Here is a 20,505-nt window from a genome sequence, read left to right on the forward strand (position 1 = left end):
AGGACTGGCCCTGACCCTGGGCTCCGGTTTGTTAGGCCGGGCGTCCCCCGAACGCACGCCACCTTCTGTCAGCGTATACGTTCAGCGTCTCACTTCCGAACGCCTCGCAGACACGGGTCTCGAAACGCGAGGTGGTATAATGTAACCGTGGAGGTCCGAGCTATGCTCAGTGTCTCATTCAGTCTGGCTCTGGTCGCGGCGATGCTGTTCGGCATCGTGCTGCCAGGTCACCATAAAGAAGTTGACAAGTTCAACGGCCAAACCCGTGGGCCATTTCCCGCGGGCAATAACGATTTGGTGAGCGAGTGTCGGCAATTCAAGGTTGCGAAAAAACAATTTTGCCAATCAGCGTTGGTGTCAGCAGTTGGAAAACCCGGCAAGCTTCCCCGCCGGGCCCGAGGGGGAGACCCCGTTCCTCAGAACGGGATCTCATCGTCGCGGTCGACCAGCTCGGGGTTTTCGTTCTCGGCCGACTTCGGGCGGCTCAGGAAGTCGACCTTCTCGGCGATGATTTCGCAGCCGTAGCGGTCGTTCCCCATGCTGTCGATCCACTTGGTGTAGTGGATGCGACCGTGGACGAGGACCTTCATGCCCTTTTCGCAGTGCTCCGCGACCGTCTTGCCGAGACCGTTGAAGCAGGTGATGCGGTGCCATTCGGTGTCCATGACCCGGTAACCGTTCTCGTCGCGCATCACACGGCCTTCCGAGAGGCGGGGGCGCGAGGTGGCGAGGCTGAAGTTGGTGATCTTGGTGCCGCTCTGGGTGGTGCGGACTTCGGGGGTCTGACCGATGTTGCCGGCGAGGATGACGATGTTCTGCATGATAAGCTCCTGTGTTTCCTGTCTTCGGGACCGTCCCTTCGACAAGACCCTGAAAAAGCCCGTCGGGTGACGCGTGCACGGTGGACGGAACGGACGCCGGACACCCCCAGAGGACCGGGGAGGAGCGGGCAGGACGCCAAAGGCGGCCAACACGGCCCGGACTGACGCGGGGTTGCGCGCAGGAGACCGAACGGGATTAGGGGATTGTCAGTCGAAGGGATGACCCAGGAGACAGAGAGATGCGGGGAGCTCATGCCGGACCATGTCCCCTTGCCAATAGGGATTGTTTGACCCAAAACCCAACACCCCACCAGCGGCGCAAATGTCGATCATCGGCTCTCGCCCCCCTGCCCTTCCCTGCAGGGAAATGCAGGGCCTTGCCGAGACAGGCTATCGATACCGGTATATTCAGGACACGAACCGCACCAACGGCTGATTTCGATCTCGGGACATTGTCGCCCAACGCTCTGCAGAAAATGCAAAAGGAAGTCGCCGGGGCATTCTCCACGGTCTTGGATTGGTGCATGGCGAAAGGTTGCACCAAGGCGGAAGCCATCGCCAAGGTATGGACTACTTCCTGGCCTAACTGATCGGGGAGAGTGGAAACCGCTTGTGCGCCGGTATCGTCGGATTTCCGGCTCCCTGAGCTCTTGGCGCCGACCTAGTCAGGTCACGGCCGAAAACTACGGCTATTCGTCGATGTGGCGGCGATAGATTGACGGCCGACGACATGGCCGCGCGGAAAACGCCGGTTTCAGTCTGGGTTGGACGGATCAACTGCGTCCAACTCGAAAATCGTTGCGTCGGGTTTTGGTCCCATCACACGCGTTGGCAGATTAGGCGCAGGCAATTGACCTCTGTGGTGCCCCTTCACCAACACAACCTTACCGCTGCGATAGCGCCGCTCATGTTCGCTCACCCAATGGCGAACAGGGCCGCTTCGCCCGTCCTGGACCTCACGCTCGAACTCAAGGCGAGCCTGCCGCTCCTGCATGTGAGCCGCGGCCTGCGGACCAATGCGGATTGTAAGATGGGATTTCTGCGCGCCAAGAATCCAGGACTTCCCGAACTTTCGAGCGGTCTTTGCATCCTTGGCTGTGAACGTCTCGTTTTCCGTGGGAATGATGCCACCCAAGTCCGGGGAAACCAGCATCGCAAAGAGCGCGTAGGGGATGAAAAGATCGTAACCTGTTTCAACTTGGTGCACCGTGCGCCGACCGTTGATCATTTCCTTCGTATCACCGCTCCGCACACGAAAATCGACCATGGAACGGCTCAATTCGACTTCGACGTTGTCGTAGTTCAATTCGCCTGTCGGAGTTCGCTTCACAAGCAAAGCGCAGATTGGGTCGACGACCCGCGAATTCTCGCGGCGATGGAACATCGTGATGCGCAAGTGACCCTTGTTTCGATCATCGATGAGATAGCCGCGTAGACCAGTGCCTATGGGTTTGTCGTCATGTCTCGTTACAGGTGAAGCCCGTTCAAAGCGCGCGACACCCAGCTCTCGATCATCAAATTCGACCCAAACAACGTCGGCGGGGAGCTTTACCTCACCCAGAATGGCCATTGCGGGAAGACCGGTTTCCGAAGCCTGCTTGGCGACTGCGTCATGAAGCGTATCGGCATAGGCTGCAGCCATATGGTCGAGCAGGTACACTTTCGCCTGCTGCAGGGCATCGAGCGCATACTCGCGAAAAAGCCTCAGATCCTCGGACGGCGTAAAGTGCCAAACTAAGTCGTCAGCAGGAGCCGATTTACCCGCAAGCGATGAACCGTATAAGGAAATCAATGATTTGTAGAGCATGCGACGTAACCTGAACCAAATACAACGCAGTTTCCGACGAACCCTGACGATGTTCAAGCTGCATTCATTGCACTACAATTGACCGCTGATGTCTGGGCAAAGTCAGATTGGCTGACGCTCGAGCTTGTTTTCTTAATGCAAAGGCATGTCGACCATCGTCGGCTCATTTTGCCGGTCGGCCGGAACGGTGGACAGGCGAAAGGCCCGGATCGGAGCCTTGCTCTGAACCCGAGCCGTCTTCGACCCCGTTGGCTTCACGCCCACGGGTCGATCTCACCCACCACCTGAACCTCGTCTCCGTCGATTTCATCAGCGGGGACGGCGCCATAGGTTCCATCACCGGCCTGGAAGACGACGATCGAGACCATGAGCGTGGCGGCGAGGGAAGCGGCGAAGGCGTGAGCATCTTTGCGGGACATCTGTTTGGCTCCTGTCTTGGAGGCGGAGGACCATCCCCCGCGCGACAGGACCCCGCAGGCCCGAAGACTGGCTGACATCACCGGGTGCGTTCGGCTCGTCCGAATCCACCCGGCGGCACGGGCTCGCCCGTAGTCCGACCCCTCACGGGTTGATCTCGAAGACGGGATTCGGGGCAAGGAAGGGAATGGCGAGCGGGGGATTGTGCGACCGCTGACTGGAGCCGGGTGTCCCGCTGATGCTATCGCTGCCAGCCTCCCGGGCAGGCTCTTGGTAGAAGACCTCGTTCCGTGTTGGAATGGATCCTATGGTGCACCGCGATCTCGCGGGAAAGGGTCGTGATGGGTGAGAGGCCCGCGCTCTGGCGGGCCCTTGGGTTCTACATAGGCTCAGGCGGCAAGTTCCGCATCCCCTGCCCTATCGCCGCCCTCGCTGCCGACGATCTCGAGCCGCGCGTTGCGATAGCCTTCTCTGGCGATCCAGAGTTCCGCAGCCGTGACAGACTCGGCCAGGTGGAGCAGCTCCGTGCAACCGCCGAAATCCAGCAGAACACGCACCTGCCCAGGCTGTGGTTCCTCAGCGACCTCGAAGGTCAAGGCGCTATCCGCCGAATGAGTCCGCATGATCGTCACGAGAATGACCCCGTCCGAAGAGAAGTTCCCCTCGTGCAGCGTGAACGACGCCGGCGCAGTCCAGGTCGGATAGGGTCGCGGTGGCTCCTTCTTGACGAGACGGCCGACGCCGTTCGAGCGTTCCCAGGCCGCGAGCTTCTTTGTGAACCGAGCGGGCGGCTTGGGACTGCTGTCGGTATAGCGAATGAGCGCCCCCAGGGGCGCATCATCGAGAATGGTGGTTGCAGACATGATTCCTCATCCTGAATGCGTCATTTTGCATTCATCATATTGATATTGTTTACTTTTATGTGATTGATGGCGGGGAAACCCGCCCTCGGATGGCGCGGATCACTCCGCAGCCATCATCGATGCATCATCACCCGGCAGGTCAGCGGTGAGGAAGGCGGGAAGGTCGACATCCTCGGCCTGGCCGGCGTCGGAAACGGGTTCAGACGCCCCCTGCCCTTCCGCACCGTCGAGTGCTACCAGGTCGTGACGGCGAAGAACCTCCGGCAACCAGCCGCTACCTTTCAGCAGACGCTCGGCTTCGGTCGCCATCTCGCCCTTCTTCAGGTGATCGAGGAGTTGCGCTGTCCCCTCCCCTTTCGCCTCGCGCACGGCCTCGAGGATCCGAGCCTTGGGCACACGGTTCAGATAAGTATCGACCGTCGGCTCCCAACCCGCCTCGACCATGTCAAGATCGACCGCCTGTGCGACCAAGTCGGACTGGGTCATCCGCCTGGTCAAACCGCTGGCGGAGATACCGGCACCATAGGGGTTCACCTTCTCATGGAGCGCGTTGATCCCGAAGCTGAGGCAATGCGCGAGCAGCGACAGCCGGCTCCCTTGATCAAGGGAGGTCAGGTAGTCCCAGAGCGCGGCATCGTCGCCGAGCGGCAAGTCGGCCTCCCACTCCGTGTGGCGATCGTCGACCAGCTTGGCCACCACGCTATCCTTCAGATCGCTCGCCTGAGCCGACATGTAGACGTGACGGACCGAGGCCTCGAGGCAGCCGCCGGCCGAACTGGACGTCCGGAAGGTGTCGTTGACGAGCTTCGAGAGTAGCAGCGTCAACGCGACGTCGGGGGAGCGCCCGACAGCTTCGCGCAGTGCCAATGTCCGGTGCGCCGTCAACTCCATGACCAGTCGCTCAGGCAAGGGCTTCAACGCACCATCATCCTCGTCGTCGGGCACGTTGGCGCCAAGCGCCTGACCAGCAGAGGTGATCACCGTGCCATGGCCAACACCATCCACATGGCTCCCCGCTGAAAGCTCAGCGCCCTGCCCGTCTGCCGCCTGTTCACCGCTGTGGACGTCGACGTCTGCCCGCGGCTCATCCTCGGGCCGTACGAAGCCCCGATAAACGGCAAGCTCGCCATAGCGGTCAAGCGTCACGAACGCCCCTGCACTCGCGATCTCCTCATCGTCGAAGATGAGCGGCCGGGCCTCGAGCTTCTCCATCGCGACCTCCAGCTCGCCAAGACGTGCGTCGATCTCTTCGGGGAACTCATCCTGACCCTCGTATTCCTCCTCGAGCGCCCGGTACTCGGCAAGCAGCTTGGCATGGGCCGCGCCTTCGTCATCTGTCATCGGCGCCGGGTCTCCGCTCAGCCGCCGCAAACCGTGGCTGTAGCCATAGGGCAGATCGAGCGAGACCTCGATCCATTTCCAACCTTCGGTCGCGATCGCTTCGGCTTCAGCCTGAAGCTTCTCACTGACCAGACGATCTAGCAGGGCAGGGTCTTCCAGCCAGCCGCCGTCATCGCCCTGGAAGAGGTCATGCAACATGGTGCCACCAGCCGTCTCGTACGCCTCGACACCGACAAAGACGGCCCGACGGTCAGAGGCGCGGACAGAGGTTTCCGTCAGCATCCGCCGGATCTGATAGGGCTCCTTGTTCCACGACGACTTGATCGCATCCCAAACCTGAACCTGACGCTCGTGATCCGGATTGACCGTGAAGGCCATCAGCTGCTCCAGCGTCATCTCGTCCTCGGCATAAAGCTCGAGCAGGGCAGGGGCCACGGCGGCGAGTTTCAGGCGCTGTTTCACCACCTGCGGCGTGACGAAGAAGGCGGCTGCGATCTCTTCATCGCCTTGACCCTTCTCCCGCAAAGCAACGAAGGCGCGGAACTGATCGAGCGGATGCAGGGCTGCACGCTGCATGTTCTCAGCGAGCGAGTCGTCTTCGGCGAGGATCGCGGAAGTGGCATCCCGTAAGATGCAGGGGATGGGCGTCGTCTTGGCCAGACGCTTCTGCTTCACCAGGAGCGAGAGTGCTTGGAAGCGCCGGCCGCCAGCGGGGATTTCGAACTTGCCGGTCTCGGACCCGTCATCCGCCAGAACGGGCCGAACGCTCAGGCTCTGCAGCAACCCGCGGCGGGCGATGTCTTCGGCCAGTTCCTCGACCGAGATGCCGGCCTTGATGCGCCGGACGTTGGACTGGCTCAGTACGAGCTTGTCGAAGGGAATGTCCCGGGACGGGGACAGGGTGATGTTCTGGGCAGATTTCGCCATCAGTTCTTCTCCACGACGGGCGCCGGAAGCCCCTCTTCCGATCTCACTTCCCGTCACCTCTTTCACAGCCCATCTCTCCCTCTCAATATGTCCACCGCGGTGGACATCACGCAGTTGCTGCCCCAGAACGAGAAAGCCTCTCCAACAACAGTGATGGGTTGAAGTCAGTTTCTCTGCGACCGAGCGTGATGCTGTGGAAATACGCTCCAAAGTCTCGGATGCGATTGCTCATCTGGAGAATTATGAAGATGGCGCATGATGCTTTTTGAGAGCCTATCTTCCTAGCAGCCTTTTCGAAGGTGCTTTCGTGGATTCCCATCATTGGAGCGAGCGTTCTCGCGTGGCTTTCGACATCGTGCCAGTTCCTAAGTGTGTTGGCTGCGAACGATGTAGCCTGGTCACAAACGCTTGTGAGCGTTTGCAGGGGAAGTGTTTCGCTGTTGGTCCCGCTTTCTAAATCTTTTTGTTCTTTTTTAGACTTAGAATGGTGGCGGACAGTTTGCCCGTCATTGGCGGGCAGTTTCATTGTTTCTGGTGCGTCCACCGCGGTGGACATCTGTTTGCATTGAGCCTCCAGTTCGCCGAGCAAAGTACGATACTCCGCGGTCGAGAGCTTCCTCCGAAGAACTCGGCGTACCTGATGAGTGAGTTCGTTCTCGGGGTCAGCTTCGTCGATCTGAGCAAGTTTGGTTAGGATTTGCTTTCGCAAAAACACGCGATCCCGACGAGCGTTTTCCATCGCTTGGGCTGTCGCAAGTAGTTCGCCGGCACGCGCGAGCAACGGAGCCAGCGACAACCCATAGCTAATGGACTGACCTTCGGAGGACTTCACTCGGTATCTCTTGCGATTTGGGCTGTCGTGGCGCTTCATGAAACCGAGTTCAACAAAGCGATCGATGTGCCTACGGAGGGTTCGTTCATCGATTCCGCCAACTCGACGGCAGATCTCGTCGTTGGAAGCGAAGACAGTGTCTCCATGCCCAGGCTTGAGAAAGCTCAGCATCGCTTGGAGCGTTTGAACATGTCCTGGACGGAGACCGAACAGGCTGCGAGTATCTCTGAGCGCGCGGAAGACTGCCCAGATGTCGGTTTCAGGTGTTGACGTGGCGGGGGTGCCCTTGCCGACGCCAAAGGTCTGAACGGAAAGCTTTGTGAATGCCATGTTTGTTGAACGACGACCGTTGTGGCCCACAACTTCCCCGGCTCTTCCCGCTGTTTTTGGCGAGAAAAGGCAACAAAAAGACGTCCACCGAATCGGTGACTCTTGACCGGTATGTCGGAGATTGCTACATCACAGGTGCTAATCAGATGATGAGGGCTCTCCGGGGGAAACCTTGGGGGGCTCTTTTCTTTTTGGTCTTCGCCTTTCTCCTCTGCTCGTGTTTTTGGTTATGACCGGGGATCAGCTCCCCGAGCCTCTCTCATTCTGCCATTGTTCAAAAAGCTGTCGCAGCGTGGTTTCCGCGCGCTCTTCGAGCCATTGGCCGAATTCCGGGTTGTCCTTGCGGGTGATCTTGATAGCGATCGACTTGCCATCGACTGAAAGTGTGCCGACAGGGCTACCACTATTGTCCTTTACCACGGTCGTTTGGCCACGGGCGCTTTGGTCGGCTGCGCCACGCGCCTTGCTGGAGCAAGCAACATAGACGGCTTGAAACTTGTCCGAGCTTGGAGTGGTGTCAGGCAGAGAGGCAAGTGTCTCACGCGCAATGTCGACAAGCGGAACCTTCTCTGAAAGTGCAGCAAGATCACCCCATTGGCGTCGACCTACGCCATGAGCCGGGCCGATAAGCCGGACAAGTTCGTCAGGCAGCTGCTCGATGACTACACGATGGTTCGACACACCTTGCCGGGTGAGGCCTAGGGCGTCCTGAATGACGCCAGGCTTGTAACCGGCCTCCTGCATCTCTTTGATAAAAAGAGATTTTTCAATGAAGGACGGATCCAGCCGCAGGTTGTTTTCCTGACCTTGCGCGATCAGAGAAGCATCATCATCGAGCGTTCGAACGATCGCTTTGACGGTTCCACCAACTCTTCGAATGGCTGCAAGTCTGCGACGCCCGTAGATGATGCGGTATCGATCCGGTTGGTCAGAGGGGCGAACCATGATCGGCACTTGCTGACCATGCTTGCGAATGCTTTCGGCGAGATCTTCAATGCTACTATCTTCCAGGATCAGGCGATCCCGGAGGCCATCCATATCGATCCGGTCGGGTTCGATATCTCGGATTGAGTTGGCAGTGATTTCCCGGAGAGAGTCCCGCAATCCGCCAACCGAGCCAGGTAGCTTCGAGGATTTGACCGGGGCAGGGGAGGGGGCTGCCGACTCTTTCTCGTCTTTCGGTGGCTGGTTGAAGATATTTCGAGCCATCAGCGACGCCCCCATGCCATTTGGATTGTCTGCTCCAGCTCATCGGCAACGCTGTTCACGCTGGTCAAAGCCCGATCAATGGTCCTCCGAATGAGCTGGCTCGGGTCTACCTCATAGATGGTTTGCTGAGTCATGCCGGCGTCAGAAATGGCTGTCGACTTCAGCATCGGTTCAGTCATCACTTGGCCCGCAAGGATTGAACGTAGGTACCCGGCCATTTGCGTTTGTGGTCCGTCCGACGGCTCGTAGCGTGTGATCAGGAACTTTACGAAGTCCCAAGTGACATGTCGTCCAATCGCCTCTTCGACGGCTTTGACCGTTTCCGAAGCGAGTTTGAGGAACTGGCTCATCGAAGCGATGTCGAGCATGCCGGGGACGACCGTCACAAGTAAGCCCGTGGACGCTGCCAATGCTGTCAATGTCAGGAAGCCCAACTGCGGAGGGCAATCGATCAGCACGATGTCATAGTCTGAGTCGACTTCCTCTAGCGCCAGAGCAAGACGCTCTGCAAAAATCGGCTGAACCCTGCGCGCAAGGGCATTCGCTGTCTCGGTTTCGTACTCGGACAACATCAAGCCAGCCGGGACCATGTCGAGCTTGTGGAAGTATGTTTTCTGGATGACCTCCGAGAGCGGCACCTGATCATCGTATCTCAATGCGTCGTAGATTGTGCCGCCTTCGGCGAATTCGAGCTCAGGCCGGAAGCCGAAAAATGTCGTCAAACTGGCTTGTGGGTCGAGGTCCAGCACAAGCACGCGGTAGCCACGAAGGGCATACCTGTGTGCCAAATGGATCGTCGCTGTTGTCTTCGAGCTGCCGCCTTTGAAATTCACGACCGAAATGACCTGAAGACGGTCGCCGTCTCGGCGGCCAGGTCTGTACGCGTCAGCATTTTTGCCTGTCCGCGCCAAAATGTTGCGGAGGTCGTCAACTTCTTCGGCTGTGTAGAACCTATGACCACGACCGTCAGTGTGAACTTCTGGGAAGCTGCCATCTTTGTGGCGGTTGCGCAGGTTCGACGTACTAACGCGCAGCAACTCGGCGACCTCGGTCGAGCTGAAGCGGCGCAAGGACTTGCGTTCTTCTGGCTCGAACGCAACTTTCATCTGCCGGTCAAGCGACTCAGCAAGACTGTCTGCGAATGCTCCGATGTCGGAAGAGCCTATTCCTTGCGCGTAGCCCGTATTTCGATCATCCATGTTCTGCCGCCTCTCATGGCCTTTGCTAAGGCTCTTCGTCATTCTGACGGTCGAAGCCGCGTCTGACGCGTTTTGCCGTCAGAATGGAAATGCCACGAACATCTGAGTCCGGCAAGAAGAATCTAAATGTAGTGGAAAAGTTATCCACAGCACCAATTTGGCCGCGTGGGGTCTGTGCTGTCTAACGCATTGATTATTAACGATAAAGACCGAGCCTGGCGAGGTTGGTATCCTTCGCGATATTTTCTGCTCGCGCCAACTAACCCCAAGGCTTTGTTGGATATTTAGGTGATCTTAGTCCAATTGAGGCGATGATTCTGGAAGATTTTGGCTGAGCGACAAGAGTAGTTTGCCGACCATTGGGCCTACAAAAGGCCGAGACGCTCTGCCCGCTCCAGCAGCATTCTGACTGAGGAAGGCTGCCAGCTGGTGCGACCGCGAGGGGTGCGCTCACGCATGGATTCCAGTCGGTCGCAGATTGCCTGCAAGGTGATCTCGGGGTCAGCACCTTTGATTGCGGCGACAATCGCAAGCAGGCGATCGTCGGTTTCGCGACGTCCAGCGCGTCCAAGCACTTCAGCGGGCAGGAATCCGTCCGCCACGTATGCCTTCACGGCGCGGAGCAGGCGGCTTTGCGTCCAGCGCCGGTCATGGGGCAGGGGGCCATTGATGATCCGCAGGACGTCTTCCCAAGCCATATCGGGGCGCAAACGGCGCACATGGGGCACCCAATCCTGCGCAGTTTCGTTCAAGCGCTCCATGTAGCCGTCCTGTCGCGCCAGCCGCACCTTGCGCAGCGCTTCAGGGTCCTTGGCGCGAAGACCTGGGTTGCCGCCGACGCGGCCCTTTGAGCGTGCCGAGGCAAGTCCGGCTTTGGTACGCTCGCGGATCAGAGCGCGTTCGAACTCAGCCGCAGCGCCCAGAACCTGCAACGTGAACTTGCCCTGGGGCGAGGCAGTGTCGATCGGGTCCTGGAGCGAGCGGAAGAAGGCGCCCTTGGCCTCAAGCATTTCGATTACCTCGAGCAAGTGAGACAGAGACCGTGCAAGACGGTCGATCCGAACGACAACCAGAGTGTCGCCCTTGCTAATGCGCTCCAGGACCCGCGCAAGCACCGGACGCGCCCGATTGCCGCCCGAGGCGTGCTCTTCAAAGATCTCGGCGCATCCCGCAGACTGCAGTGCCTCAGACTGGGGCAGGGGGGTTTGATCCTCGGTGGAGACGCGCGCATAGCCAATCAGGGGCATGAAACTGGGCCGTTTGCAATCTAATATATCGCCAATAAACGACCGTTTGCAAACGCGCGCAAGGGGTGTCTCCCTCGTCGCGCTTAGTTCGGGAAGCCTTTTATCTCTGGGCTGAAGCCCACGAGAGGTGCTCCATCGCTATCAAGAAGACAGGATCCTCGGCCGCCTCTATAGTAGATGGAAAACACTGGCTATCAAAGTCCATCGCCAAGCGCGCATAATGACCGTATAATGCGCGCATGAACCGATTTCGCCAAACATACATGGACGACGACGGGGTGCCTCTTGAGGACATGGAGGCGCCCGAGGACCGGGATGACGCTGACCTCTGGTTCCTGCCAGGGCCGATGGAGGACGAACCGGATTACCTGCCTCCCGGACCTGCACCTGAGCCGAAGGAATCCGATGTCGTCGATGCCTGGCGCGCGGCCGAGGCCGGGCAGGCGGCGCAGCTCGCCCGCGTCGCGGCGCGCCTGGGGATCCTCGATGAACGCCTGCGCCGCGGCCCGGCTGGCTGGCGGCAACGGCTCGCCCTGATCGAAGCCGCGGATCTCAGCTGGCTCACGCAAGACCGGATCGGCCTCGACCGGCTTTCGCTTTACATGGCGCTGCGGGTTTCGACCGTAACGGATGATGCGCAGGCGCTGTACCGGATCGGCTGGACAGTGCGGCGGCTGACCGGCGGACCCGCGCCGTTGGCGCGTAGGTCAGGTGTGGGCGAACTCGAGACCTTCCTTGATCGGCGCGCCCGTCTGGGGCAGGGGGAGCGTCTCGACGAGGCTAAGGCTCCCTCGCGCATGGTCGAGATGGCAGAGCGGGAAGCCTTCGATGACCGGGCCGCCGGATGGCTCGCGATGATGGATCAGGCCGAAGACCTCCACCCCGTAGCGCGGGCCTGCATGGGTTTTCATCTCTGGCACGTCGCGGAGCTTTCACCGGTCGATGACCCGCTGGAGGCCGCAGTGACGGCTGCGCGTGTCGCGATCGCCGATCTCGCGCCGTCGGGGAGCGCGCCCGGCGCGATCTTCGCCCCCATCGCCATGGGCGGGGGAGGGGGCTTCCGCGTGAGCGGTGATCCGCCCACCCGATTGGCGCGCTGGCTGAACGCCATGGAAAGTGCCACCTTCGCAGCCCTGCGCAGGCTGGAGGAGATCGAGGCTTGGGCGGCTGCTGCGGAGCAAACGATGGTGCCGCTTTCGGGCAAGACACCGCCGATGCTGCGGCACCTCTTCACAAGCTGGCCGCTGGTGTCGGTGCAGATGGCCGAAAAACTGACGGGCGCGCATCGGGCGACGGTTCAGCGCAACATCGACTGGATGGAGGAGCGTGGCCTGATCCGGGAGGTCACGGGGCAGGGGCGATATCGGATGTGGCGGATCGTCGAGACGCGCGCGACAGAGGCAAGGTCGACCTCTGATCGAAATGATGGGCTGTCGGCTGAGGATCTCTACGATGTGCTGGCCGCGCGCCAATGACACCCGGATACGGGCCTGTCTGTCAATCGGCTCCGAATATTGACCCCCTATCGGCGTCCAAAAATGACCCCCTTCGGCACGACGTGAGCTGGCCCGATGCGGTGTAGCCTCCATACAGCGCAACCGTATCGGGCCAGCGGCGATCGGTTCATTCGCGGGTTTTGAAGCGCCAGCTCTCGTTACCTGTTTCGACGATGTCGCAATGGTGGGTGAGGCGATCGAGGAGCGCGGTCGTCATCTTGGCATCGCCGAAGACGGTCGGCCATTCACCGAAGTCGAGATTGGTCGTGACGATAATCGAGGTTCGCTCGTAGAGGCGGCTGATGAGATGGAACAGGAGCTGGCCGCCGGTCTGGGCGAATGGCAGATAGCCGAGTTCGTCGAGGATCAGGAAGTCGAGGCGGCAGAGCAGATCGGCGGTGCGTCCCTGACGATCGACGCGGGCCTCGGCATCGAGCTTGTTCACGAGATCCACGACATTGAAGAAGCGGCCGCGCTTGCCTCTCCGGATGCAGGAGCGCGCGATGCTGACGGCGAGATGCGACTTGCCTGTCCCGGTGCCGCCGATGAGCACGACATTGCGCTGCTGATCGAGGAAGTCACCGGCGGCGAGGTCGCGCACGAGCGTCTCGTTGACCGGGGTGTCTTCGAAGGCGAACTCATCGACTTCCTTCGCCAGAGGCAGCCGCGCGATGGTCATCTGGTATTTGATCGAGCGTGCGAGCTTCTCGTTGATCTCGGCATTGAGCAGATCCCCGACGATCTGCTGGGGTTCGTGCTGCCGCTTGATCGCCGTCGTGATGATCTCATCGTAAGCGGCCTTCATGCCGTAGAGCTTCAGCTGGCCCATCGCGTCCAGCACCTGCGATCTTTCCATGGGTGGGTCTCCTCAGGCTGTCATAGCGTTTACAGTCGGCGACCGGTTCATAGGTCAGTCGCAAGGCGTCGGGCGTGGCGATTGTCAGCGGTGGTGCCGGTTCGCGATGGCGGGCCAAGATGTTCAGGACCACGGCCGCTGCCGGCGCGCCCTCGCGCAAGGCCTCCGAGCAGGCCGCCTCCACGGCTTCAAGCCCGTCAGTGGGGATCATGCTCAGGATCTGGACCATCTGCCGATCGCCGTTGGGCAGCTTGCCGAGCTTGCGTTGCACTCGTCTGATCGCGGGCGGCAACTCCCAGTCCCTGAAGGGCGCACCGTTGCGCAGAGCGCCGGGTTTGCGTGCCAGAACAGGAATGTAGTGGAGCGGGTCGTAGATGTCCTTGTTGCGCCCGAAGGCGCGTTCATGCCGGCCGACGACCTTGCCGTCCTGCCAGAACTCGATGCGCTCGGCGTAGGCGCGGATCTCGACAGGGCGCCCGACTGCACGCGCATCAACGGAGTAGCGATTGTTGTCGAAGCGCACGAGGCATGTTTTGGAGACCGCGGCAGGCAGCGCGTGGAAGCCGTCGAAGGGGCCGACATAGGGCACGAGGCTCTCCCGTTCAGCCTGGAACACATCCCAGATCGTCCGATCCTTGAGCTCCGGATGAGGGCTGGCCTTGGCCCAGGCCACACAGCGGTCCACGAGCCAGGCATTGAGCTCGGCGTAACTCTTGAACTTGGGTCGCGGCACGAAGAACCGCCGTCGCACGACACCGACCTGGTTCTCGACCTGTCCCTTCTCCCAACCAGATGCCGGGGTGCAGGCCACCGGCTCGACCAGGTAATGCCCGCACATCTGCTGGAAGCGCCGGTTGTAGGCGCGGTCGCGCCCCACGAAGATCGTGTCCACCGCCGTCTTCATGTTGTCGTAGATCCCGCGCGTGCAGGTTCCGCCGAAGAAGGCGAAGGCCTTGTCATGGGCATCGAAGACCATCTCCTGCGTCTCGCGCGGATAGGCACGCACGCAAAGCATGCGGCTATGGCACAAGCGGACATGCGCAACCTTTACGGTGGTCGTCACGCCGTCGATCACCACGATCTCGTGGCTCCAGTCAAACTGATAGGCTTCGCCCGGATCGAAGGTCAGCGGAACATAGGCGCTGGCCGTCGCCTCCCGCTCCTCCCTGTTCCAGACAGAGGCATAGCGTCGGACGGCATCGTAACCGCCATCATACCCGCGGGCGCGAAGTTCCTCGAAGACCCGGATCAGGGTCAGTCGCTCCCGCTTTGGCTTCCGGGCATTCGCGGACAGCATGTCGTCGAGTGTTCCCGCCCACGGACCAATCTTCGGCAAGGGCTGGACCCGGCGCTCGTATATCAATTCTGTTGCGCCCGATCGGATCACCTTGCGCACGGTGTTCCGCGATACGCGCAACTCCCGGCAGATCTGCTTGATTGACTTCCGGTCCTGAAAATACGCTCTTCGGATCTTCGCAATCGTCTCCACGACCAACATCCCGCACTGTGCCCCCCGATGACCTCGGAGGGGCTCTGATGCTGTAACCGCCCCCCGACGGCATCGACGTGCCAAGGTGGGATCGCAACAATCCGTATTGGGAGGCGGTCATGTCGGAGATTATCACGGTCGGACTGGATCTGGCGAAGAACGTGTTTCAGGTCCACGGCGCAGACAGTGAAGGCAGAGCTGTTTTACGCAAGAAGCTCAGAAGAGCTCAGGTGATTGAGTTTTTCGCCAAATTTCCGCCCTGCCTGGTGGCGATGGAGGCCTGCGGCGGCGCGCATTTTTGGGGGCGGGAACTGTCGAAGCTCGGCCACGATATCAGGCTCATCCCGCCCTCCTACGTGAAGCCGTTCGTGAAGCGTCAGAAAAATGATGCGGCCGATGCCGAGGCGATCTGCGAGGCGGCGCAGAGACCGAACATGCGCTTCGTGCCCGTGAAAAGCGAGGAAACGCAAGGGGCGAGCAGCGTCTTCCGCGTCCGAGACTTGCTCGTCCGGCAGCGAACGCAGGCTATCAACGCGCTCCGCGGACACCTCACCGAGTACGGCTGGGTCGTGCCACAGGGTGCGACGAATGCCCGGCGCCTGGTTGCCCTTGTCGCGGATGAGGAATCGGGACTGCCCGCCACGGCGCGGGCGTCCCTCAGGGTCCTGACTGCAACGCTTGCCCAGCTCGATGAGCAAATCGAGACGCTGGACGTCGAGATCGGTCGCCGTGCCGGCGAGAGCACCGTCGCCCGGCGCCTGATGACGATCCCGGGCATCGGCCCCTTGATCGCCACGGCCATCGCCACCTTGGCCCCGCCCGCGGAAATGTTTCGCAAGGGCCGAGACTTCTCGGCATGGCTCGGGCTCACGCCCAGACAGCACTCGACTGGCGGTAAGCAGAGGCTTGGTGCCACGACGAAGATGGGCGAGCGCTCTCTGCGCCGGTTGCTGATCATCGGCGCCAACAGCGTCATCATCAAACGCCATTGCCACGCGTCAGCGCGCTCAGGCACTTGGCTGGCGGGAATGCTGGAACGGAAGCCGACGATGCTGGTCCGGGTCGCTCTCGCCAACAAGATGGCGCGGATCGTCTGGGCGTTGATGAAGAGCGGAGAGGTCTACCGGGCTCCGGCCATGGCGGCGTAAAGTCCGTCGGTGGTCGCGAGGTCGTCGGAGCGGAGGAGGGCTGAGAGCAGCTTGGCGCAACGGTCGCAAGACAAGGTCGGAAAACCAGAGTGCAACAGAGTGCCATCGAGCACGCGGCTTTGATTTGGTTCCGACCCGCGAACACCATGCGGGCCCGCGGCATGACGATGGCCGCATCAAGAGGCCGGATACATGTCAGCACCCGACATTGCGCCGAATTGCTCCAAAACCCTCTTGCGCAAGGGGCGGTTATACATGTTGCACAAAGCCTCTGATGTCCGAGATTCCCCATTCCCCGGACGGATTCATCCCACGGTTTCTGTGACAGGTATGCCAAGCGCAGTGTAGCCGTTCATGACAGCGATGCGGATCTGGACCTCCGCGACCTGTCGGTCAAAATCCCGCGCCATGAGGCGCTGCCCCAGCAGTTTCATACAGTGCATCTTCGTTTCGGCCCGGCTTCGTCGGTGGTATCCGCTCCAGTTTCGCCAGATCGCACGGCCGAGATATTTCGCCGCCCTCAGGGCCTCGTTTCTGGCGATTGCACCAGCGGTGACGGTCTTCCACGGCTTCGCGTTCTTGCGGGGTGGGATGACGGCATGGGCGCCGCGGGCAGCGATGGCATCATGGCACTTGCGGGTATCATAGGCGCCGTCAGCGGTGACGCTGCCGATCTCCTCGCCTGCCGGGATCTGGCTGAGCAGGTCGGGCAGGACCGGTGCATCGCCGATATGGCTCCCGGTGACCTCTACGGCTCGAACTTCCAGTGTTTGCTCGTCGATTCCGAGGTGGATCTTGCGCCAGACGCGCCGTTTGGGGCCGCCGTGCTTGCGCGCGTGCCACTCGCCTTCGCCCTCAACCTTGATACCGGTGCTGTCGATCAGCAGATGCAGCGGCCCTTTGGAGCCACGATACGGGATATTGACGGCGAGGACCTTCTGGCGGCGGCTCAGCGTGCTGAAGTCGGGCACCGACCAGTCAAGGCCGACTAGGCGCAACAGGCTTTCGACGAACCCGGTCGTCTGCCTGAGTGCCATGCCAAACAGCACCTTCATTGTCAGGCAAGTCTGAATGGCAGTATCGCTGTAAGTCTGCTGGCGACCACGCTTGCCTGTCGGCGCGGCCTCCCAGCTCATCTCGGGATCGAACCAGATAGTCAGCGAGCCCCGGCGCTTGAGCGCTTCATTGTAGGCTGGCCAGTTCCTGGTCTTGTAAGTCGGGGGCATGTGTCTGCTCATGCATCCCAGCTACCACGCTGGATTCACAAGATGAATCCCTCACAGGATTTGTGCAACAGAGCCGTGGCAACCGGAACGCCGGTCGGGGCGGCGGCGGCGCTCGCGTCGGGGCTGGTCGATGCCTTGGCCGAGGATCCGCTGACCGAGGCGATCGCACGGCTGAACGCGGGCGCGGTCGCACGGCGCAGGCTCTCCACCGCGCCGCGTCCGGCGCCACCGCCCGAGGTGCTCGACGCCTTGCGCGCGCAGCTTGCCAAGAGGATGTCCGGACAGAACGCGCCGGGGGTCGCCCTGGATCTGATTGGGCGCTCCGCGACCGGCAACTTCGCCGAGGGTATCGCCGCAGAGCGCGCGGCCTTCGTCACGCTGCGCCAGGGCGATCAGGCCCGCGCGCTGCGTCATATCTTCTTTGCCGAACGAGCTGCCCGCAAGGCGGGCCCCAAGGTTTCGTCGCTGCCGCCGCTTGCGCGGGTGGCGGTGGTCGGCGGTGGCACGATGGGCGCCGGGATCGCCTTCGCCTGCCTGCGCGCGGACCTGTGCGTCACGCTGATCGAAGTGGATGCCTCGGCGGCGGAGCGGGCGGGGGCAACGGTCGCAGGGCTTATCGAGGAGGGCCGCGCGCGCAGCAAGCTGGATGCCGAGGGGGCAGCGGCGCTTGCGGCGCGCTTTACCGCGCAGGCTGGCTATGCCGGGCTTGAGGACACGGACCTTGCGATCGAGGCGGTGTTTGAGGATCTGACCGTCAAGCAGTCGGTGTTCCGCGCGCTCGAGGCGGCTCTGCCGGAGCACGCCGTGATCGCGACCAACACCTCCTATCTGGATGTGGATGCGATCGCCGGAGTGCTTGCCGATCCGACCCGCGCGCTCGGGCTGCATTTCTTCAGCCCGGCGCATCTGATGCGTTTGCTTGAGATCGTGCGCGGCGCGCGCAGCTCCGACGCTGTGCTGGCGCTTGGCTTCGATCTGGCGCGGCGGATGGACAAGATCCCGGTTCTGTCGGGTGTGTGCGACGGCTTCATCGGCAACAGGATCCTCGCGCGGATGCGTCACACGGCCGAGCGGGTGCTGATGCGCGGCGCTAGTCCGAGCGAAGTCGATACCGCGCTGCAGGGATTTGGCTTCGCGATGGGGCCTTTTGCGGTGCAGGACATGGCCGGGCTGCAAATCGCGCTGGCGACGCGGGTGCGGCAGGATCAGGCGGGGCGGCAGGGCGCGGCCTATTGCGGCGTGTTCGAGCGGCTCGTGGCGGAGGGGCGTCTGGGGCAACGGACGAACATGGGTTGGTATGACTATGAGGGCGGCAAGCGTCGACCTTCGGCGCGTTGCGCCGAAATCCTCGCCGAGGAGCGGGCACGGATTGCCCTGCCAGCCCGGGCGATGCCCCCCGAAGCGATTGCGGCCGTTGTCCTGGCCGCGATGGCCGACGAGGCCCGTGCGATCCTGAATGAGGGGATCGCGTCGTCCGGCTCCGAGATCGATCTGGTGGAAGTGCATGGCTATGGCTTTCCGCGCGTACGCGGCGGCCATCGCATATTTGGCGACGGCGGGCTGGCTATCATCTTTGGTCGCGTGGAGGACCGCGGGCGTGGCGCCCCGCGATGGGACCGATGCCCCGAAACCTTCTTGTCCGCGATCATGCTTGCGCAGAACGGCATAGTTTTGCATTAAAATACAATTAGTTGAACGCCTGAAGCGCAGATCAGCCGTAAATCGCAACCCAAATAGATACTGCCGTGGTCCAGAGGCTAAGGACCGATATGCAGAAGGGGCCGTTCCAGAGAGGCCCGACGGTCCATGCGCGACGATGGATTATGGAGGCGGAAAACGTGACTGTGGTCATCGCGGGCGCAAAGCCCATAACCGCCGCCCATGCACCGGCAAGTCCAAGCGCGACCGGAACGTCCGGAAGGCCGGAAATGTCAAATCGCCCGATCATGGTTGCCATTACCGAGGCGGAGACAATGGGGTTCACGCCGATCAAGGCCAGCAAGAACAGGGTCGCGTTGAGCAACACGACGATCATCCAGGGCTGTCCCAAGTGACGCAGGCCCTGCTCGATCAGATCGGCAGGGAGGACCTCGAGGATCAGGACAGAAAGCAAACCAGCGGACGCGAATACCCCGATCTCGGCCGCGGCTCTTGAGAAGCCTGCAAAGCTTGAGGTCAGCAATAATTTCGCAGCAGTGCCCGGCGGGGTTGTCTGACGCAGGGACCAGACGGCCCAGAAGACGCTGTAGAACGGAACGGCAAGAAGCTGCGCTGACTGGAACGAGGTGCCGGTCGCAGCGCCGACGGTAGCAATCGCGATCACCAGCAATACGATATGCGCCGCCAGCGTGAACAATGGCCGGGGTGTGGCTGGTGCTTGTGACGGAATTGAGGGCTGCGGGCGTGGAGAGGAGAAGTGATCCAGAAGCAAGCCCCAGGCGATGAAGAGGGCGCATCCCGCCAACCCTCCGCCGACCAGATCAGCATATCGGAGATCGGGCATCGCCAGAAGCAGCGCGTTTATTCCGATTCCGATCGGCGACCAGAGCGGTAGCAGGGAAAAGCCGCGGAGCGTGGCGGTGCTCATGCGCCGCAAGCGCCAGTCCAGAGTGGTATCCGGAACCTTGCCGCGTTGCGATCCGATCGCGCGCCGGGTCATTTCGAGGAGGATGGCCAGCCCTCCGAAATTGACAAGCATCCCCAGAAACTGACCGCCGAAGGTCATCGCGATATAGCGGCGACCCGGGGGCTGGCCGGTAAGGTAATCGCCCGCCCGGATGATTTCTGGATCGCTGCTTGCCGCGGTGCGCAGCATGCTCATGACCGCTAGAAATGCGGCGAGAAAGCCCATCCGGTTCATCCCTTCGATCACGGCGCCGGGCCGAACGCCGTGGATCAGTTCCGCGGCAAGCAGCGCTGTGGCGAGGCCCAGCGTCATCCACGCGGCCCCGCTTAAATGCCTCCAACATAAAGCAAAATATACGGCGAGCGCCGCCGCCGAGACGTAACCCAGCGGCGCGTGCGGCAGGAAGACGGCGAGTATGCTGTTCAGGATCACAAGTGTGATCGCGGTCGATGCAAGGGCCTCCGCGCGGGCGGTGCGGCGGGGTGTGTCCATGTTTCCTCCTCAGGGACGTTGGGGCTTTGGTCCGGGCGCGGGCCTCTGGGCAATGTTGTACCGGAAATGGGCTGCATACTGCAATTGTCTTCCATTATATGGAACGCAATGCTAATTAATAGAACTACAGGGGCGAATCACGGCGCCTCCGTCCACCTGATGGGGCGGTGTCGTGGTTC

At 61.3% G+C, this 20,505-nt stretch carries 16 protein-coding genes and 1 pseudogene; 3 read left to right on the forward strand and 14 right to left on the reverse strand.

The features are described 5' to 3' along the window. Nucleotides 1-174: 174 nt before the first annotated feature. The 10 genes from LZA78_RS16475 to LZA78_RS16520 form a co-directional block, all read right to left on the reverse strand. Nucleotides 175-345, reverse strand: coding sequence for a phage holin family protein (locus LZA78_RS16475; RefSeq protein WP_161600721.1), 171 nt, complete (start codon nucleotides 343-345; stop codon nucleotides 175-177). Between the two features lie 71 nt (nucleotides 346-416). Then, on the reverse strand, nucleotides 417-821 hold the full coding sequence (locus LZA78_RS16480; protein ID WP_008335991.1) for a single-stranded DNA-binding protein: 405 nt from the start codon (nucleotides 819-821) through the stop codon (nucleotides 417-419). 754 nt (nucleotides 822-1,575) lie between these two features. Next, nucleotides 1,576-2,628, reverse strand: coding sequence for a hypothetical protein (locus tag LZA78_RS16485; RefSeq protein ID WP_119400686.1), 1,053 nt, complete (start codon nucleotides 2,626-2,628; stop codon nucleotides 1,576-1,578). A gap of 254 nt (nucleotides 2,629-2,882) precedes the next feature. Next, nucleotides 2,883-3,047: a hypothetical protein gene (locus LZA78_RS16490; RefSeq protein WP_010138195.1), complete on the reverse strand. Its 165-nt coding sequence runs from the start codon at nucleotides 3,045-3,047 to the stop codon at nucleotides 2,883-2,885. Nucleotides 3,048-3,434: 387 nt separating this feature from the next. Beyond that, nucleotides 3,435-3,908 (reverse strand): UCP036055 family protein, encoded by a 474-nt coding sequence (locus tag LZA78_RS16495; RefSeq protein ID WP_233678005.1) that lies wholly within the window; start codon nucleotides 3,906-3,908, stop codon nucleotides 3,435-3,437. Between the two features lie 99 nt (nucleotides 3,909-4,007). After that, nucleotides 4,008-6,176 (reverse strand): ParB/RepB/Spo0J family partition protein, encoded by a 2,169-nt coding sequence (locus tag LZA78_RS16500; RefSeq protein WP_233678006.1) that lies wholly within the window; start codon nucleotides 6,174-6,176, stop codon nucleotides 4,008-4,010. A gap of 106 nt (nucleotides 6,177-6,282) precedes the next feature. Continuing rightward, nucleotides 6,283-7,338 carry a plasmid replication protein RepC gene (gene repC / locus LZA78_RS16505; RefSeq protein ID WP_233678007.1) on the reverse strand — a complete coding sequence of 352 codons (1,056 nt, stop codon included), beginning with the start codon at nucleotides 7,336-7,338 and terminating at the stop codon, nucleotides 6,283-6,285. Nucleotides 7,339-7,578: 240 nt separating this feature from the next. Next, entirely contained in the window at nucleotides 7,579-8,547 is a 969-nt protein-coding gene (gene repB / locus LZA78_RS16510) for a plasmid partitioning protein RepB (RefSeq protein ID WP_233678008.1), read from the reverse strand. Further along, nucleotides 8,547-9,746 (reverse strand): plasmid partitioning protein RepA, encoded by a 1,200-nt coding sequence (repA, locus tag LZA78_RS16515; protein WP_233678026.1) that lies wholly within the window; start codon nucleotides 9,744-9,746, stop codon nucleotides 8,547-8,549. The genes repB and repA overlap by 1 nt, the downstream gene beginning before the upstream one ends. A gap of 365 nt (nucleotides 9,747-10,111) precedes the next feature. Beyond that, on the reverse strand, nucleotides 10,112-10,993 hold the full coding sequence (locus LZA78_RS16520; protein WP_233678009.1) for a recombinase family protein: 882 nt from the start codon (nucleotides 10,991-10,993) through the stop codon (nucleotides 10,112-10,114). A gap of 263 nt (nucleotides 10,994-11,256) precedes the next feature. Between LZA78_RS16520 and LZA78_RS16525 the strand changes: the two genes are divergently transcribed. Next, nucleotides 11,257-12,468, forward strand: a complete 1,212-nt coding sequence (locus LZA78_RS16525; RefSeq protein ID WP_233678010.1) for a helix-turn-helix domain-containing protein — start codon at nucleotides 11,257-11,259, stop codon at nucleotides 12,466-12,468. A gap of 148 nt (nucleotides 12,469-12,616) precedes the next feature. Here LZA78_RS16525 and istB read toward each other — a convergent pair whose 3' ends face one another. Then, on the reverse strand, nucleotides 12,617-13,345 hold the full coding sequence (gene istB, locus LZA78_RS16530) for an IS21-like element ISPkr1 family helper ATPase IstB (protein WP_233678011.1): 729 nt from the start codon (nucleotides 13,343-13,345) through the stop codon (nucleotides 12,617-12,619). Further along, the gene (gene istA, locus LZA78_RS16535; protein ID WP_233678012.1) at nucleotides 13,275-14,843 is read right to left on the reverse strand and encodes an IS21 family transposase; all 1,569 of its coding nucleotides are present in this window, start codon (nucleotides 14,841-14,843) and stop codon (nucleotides 13,275-13,277) included. Before istA ends, istB begins: the two co-directional genes overlap by 71 nt. A gap of 110 nt (nucleotides 14,844-14,953) precedes the next feature. Here istA and LZA78_RS16540 point away from each other — a divergent pair, with 110 nt between their 5' ends. Beyond that, on the forward strand, nucleotides 14,954-15,982 hold the full coding sequence (locus tag LZA78_RS16540) for an IS110 family RNA-guided transposase (protein ID WP_233678013.1): 1,029 nt from the start codon (nucleotides 14,954-14,956) through the stop codon (nucleotides 15,980-15,982). Nucleotides 15,983-16,287: 305 nt separating this feature from the next. Here LZA78_RS16540 and LZA78_RS16545 read toward each other — a convergent pair whose 3' ends face one another. Continuing rightward, the gene (locus LZA78_RS16545) at nucleotides 16,288-17,220 is read right to left on the reverse strand and encodes an IS5 family transposase (protein WP_233678014.1); all 933 of its coding nucleotides are present in this window, start codon (nucleotides 17,218-17,220) and stop codon (nucleotides 16,288-16,290) included. Between the two features lie 261 nt (nucleotides 17,221-17,481). Between LZA78_RS16545 and LZA78_RS16550 the strand changes: the two are divergent. After that, nucleotides 17,482-18,501, forward strand: a pseudogene (locus tag LZA78_RS16550) (3-hydroxyacyl-CoA dehydrogenase family protein); the annotation flags it as partial. 418 nt (nucleotides 18,502-18,919) lie between these two features. Here the strand turns inward: LZA78_RS16550 and LZA78_RS16555 are convergent. Next, nucleotides 18,920-20,326, reverse strand: a complete 1,407-nt coding sequence (locus LZA78_RS16555; RefSeq protein ID WP_206894437.1) for a hypothetical protein — start codon at nucleotides 20,324-20,326, stop codon at nucleotides 18,920-18,922. Between the last annotated feature and the right edge of the window lie 179 nt (nucleotides 20,327-20,505).

Source organism: Rhodobacter flavimaris (genome assembly GCF_021378075.1).
Lineage (GTDB): Bacteria > Pseudomonadota > Alphaproteobacteria > Rhodobacterales > Rhodobacteraceae > Rhodobacter > Rhodobacter flavimaris.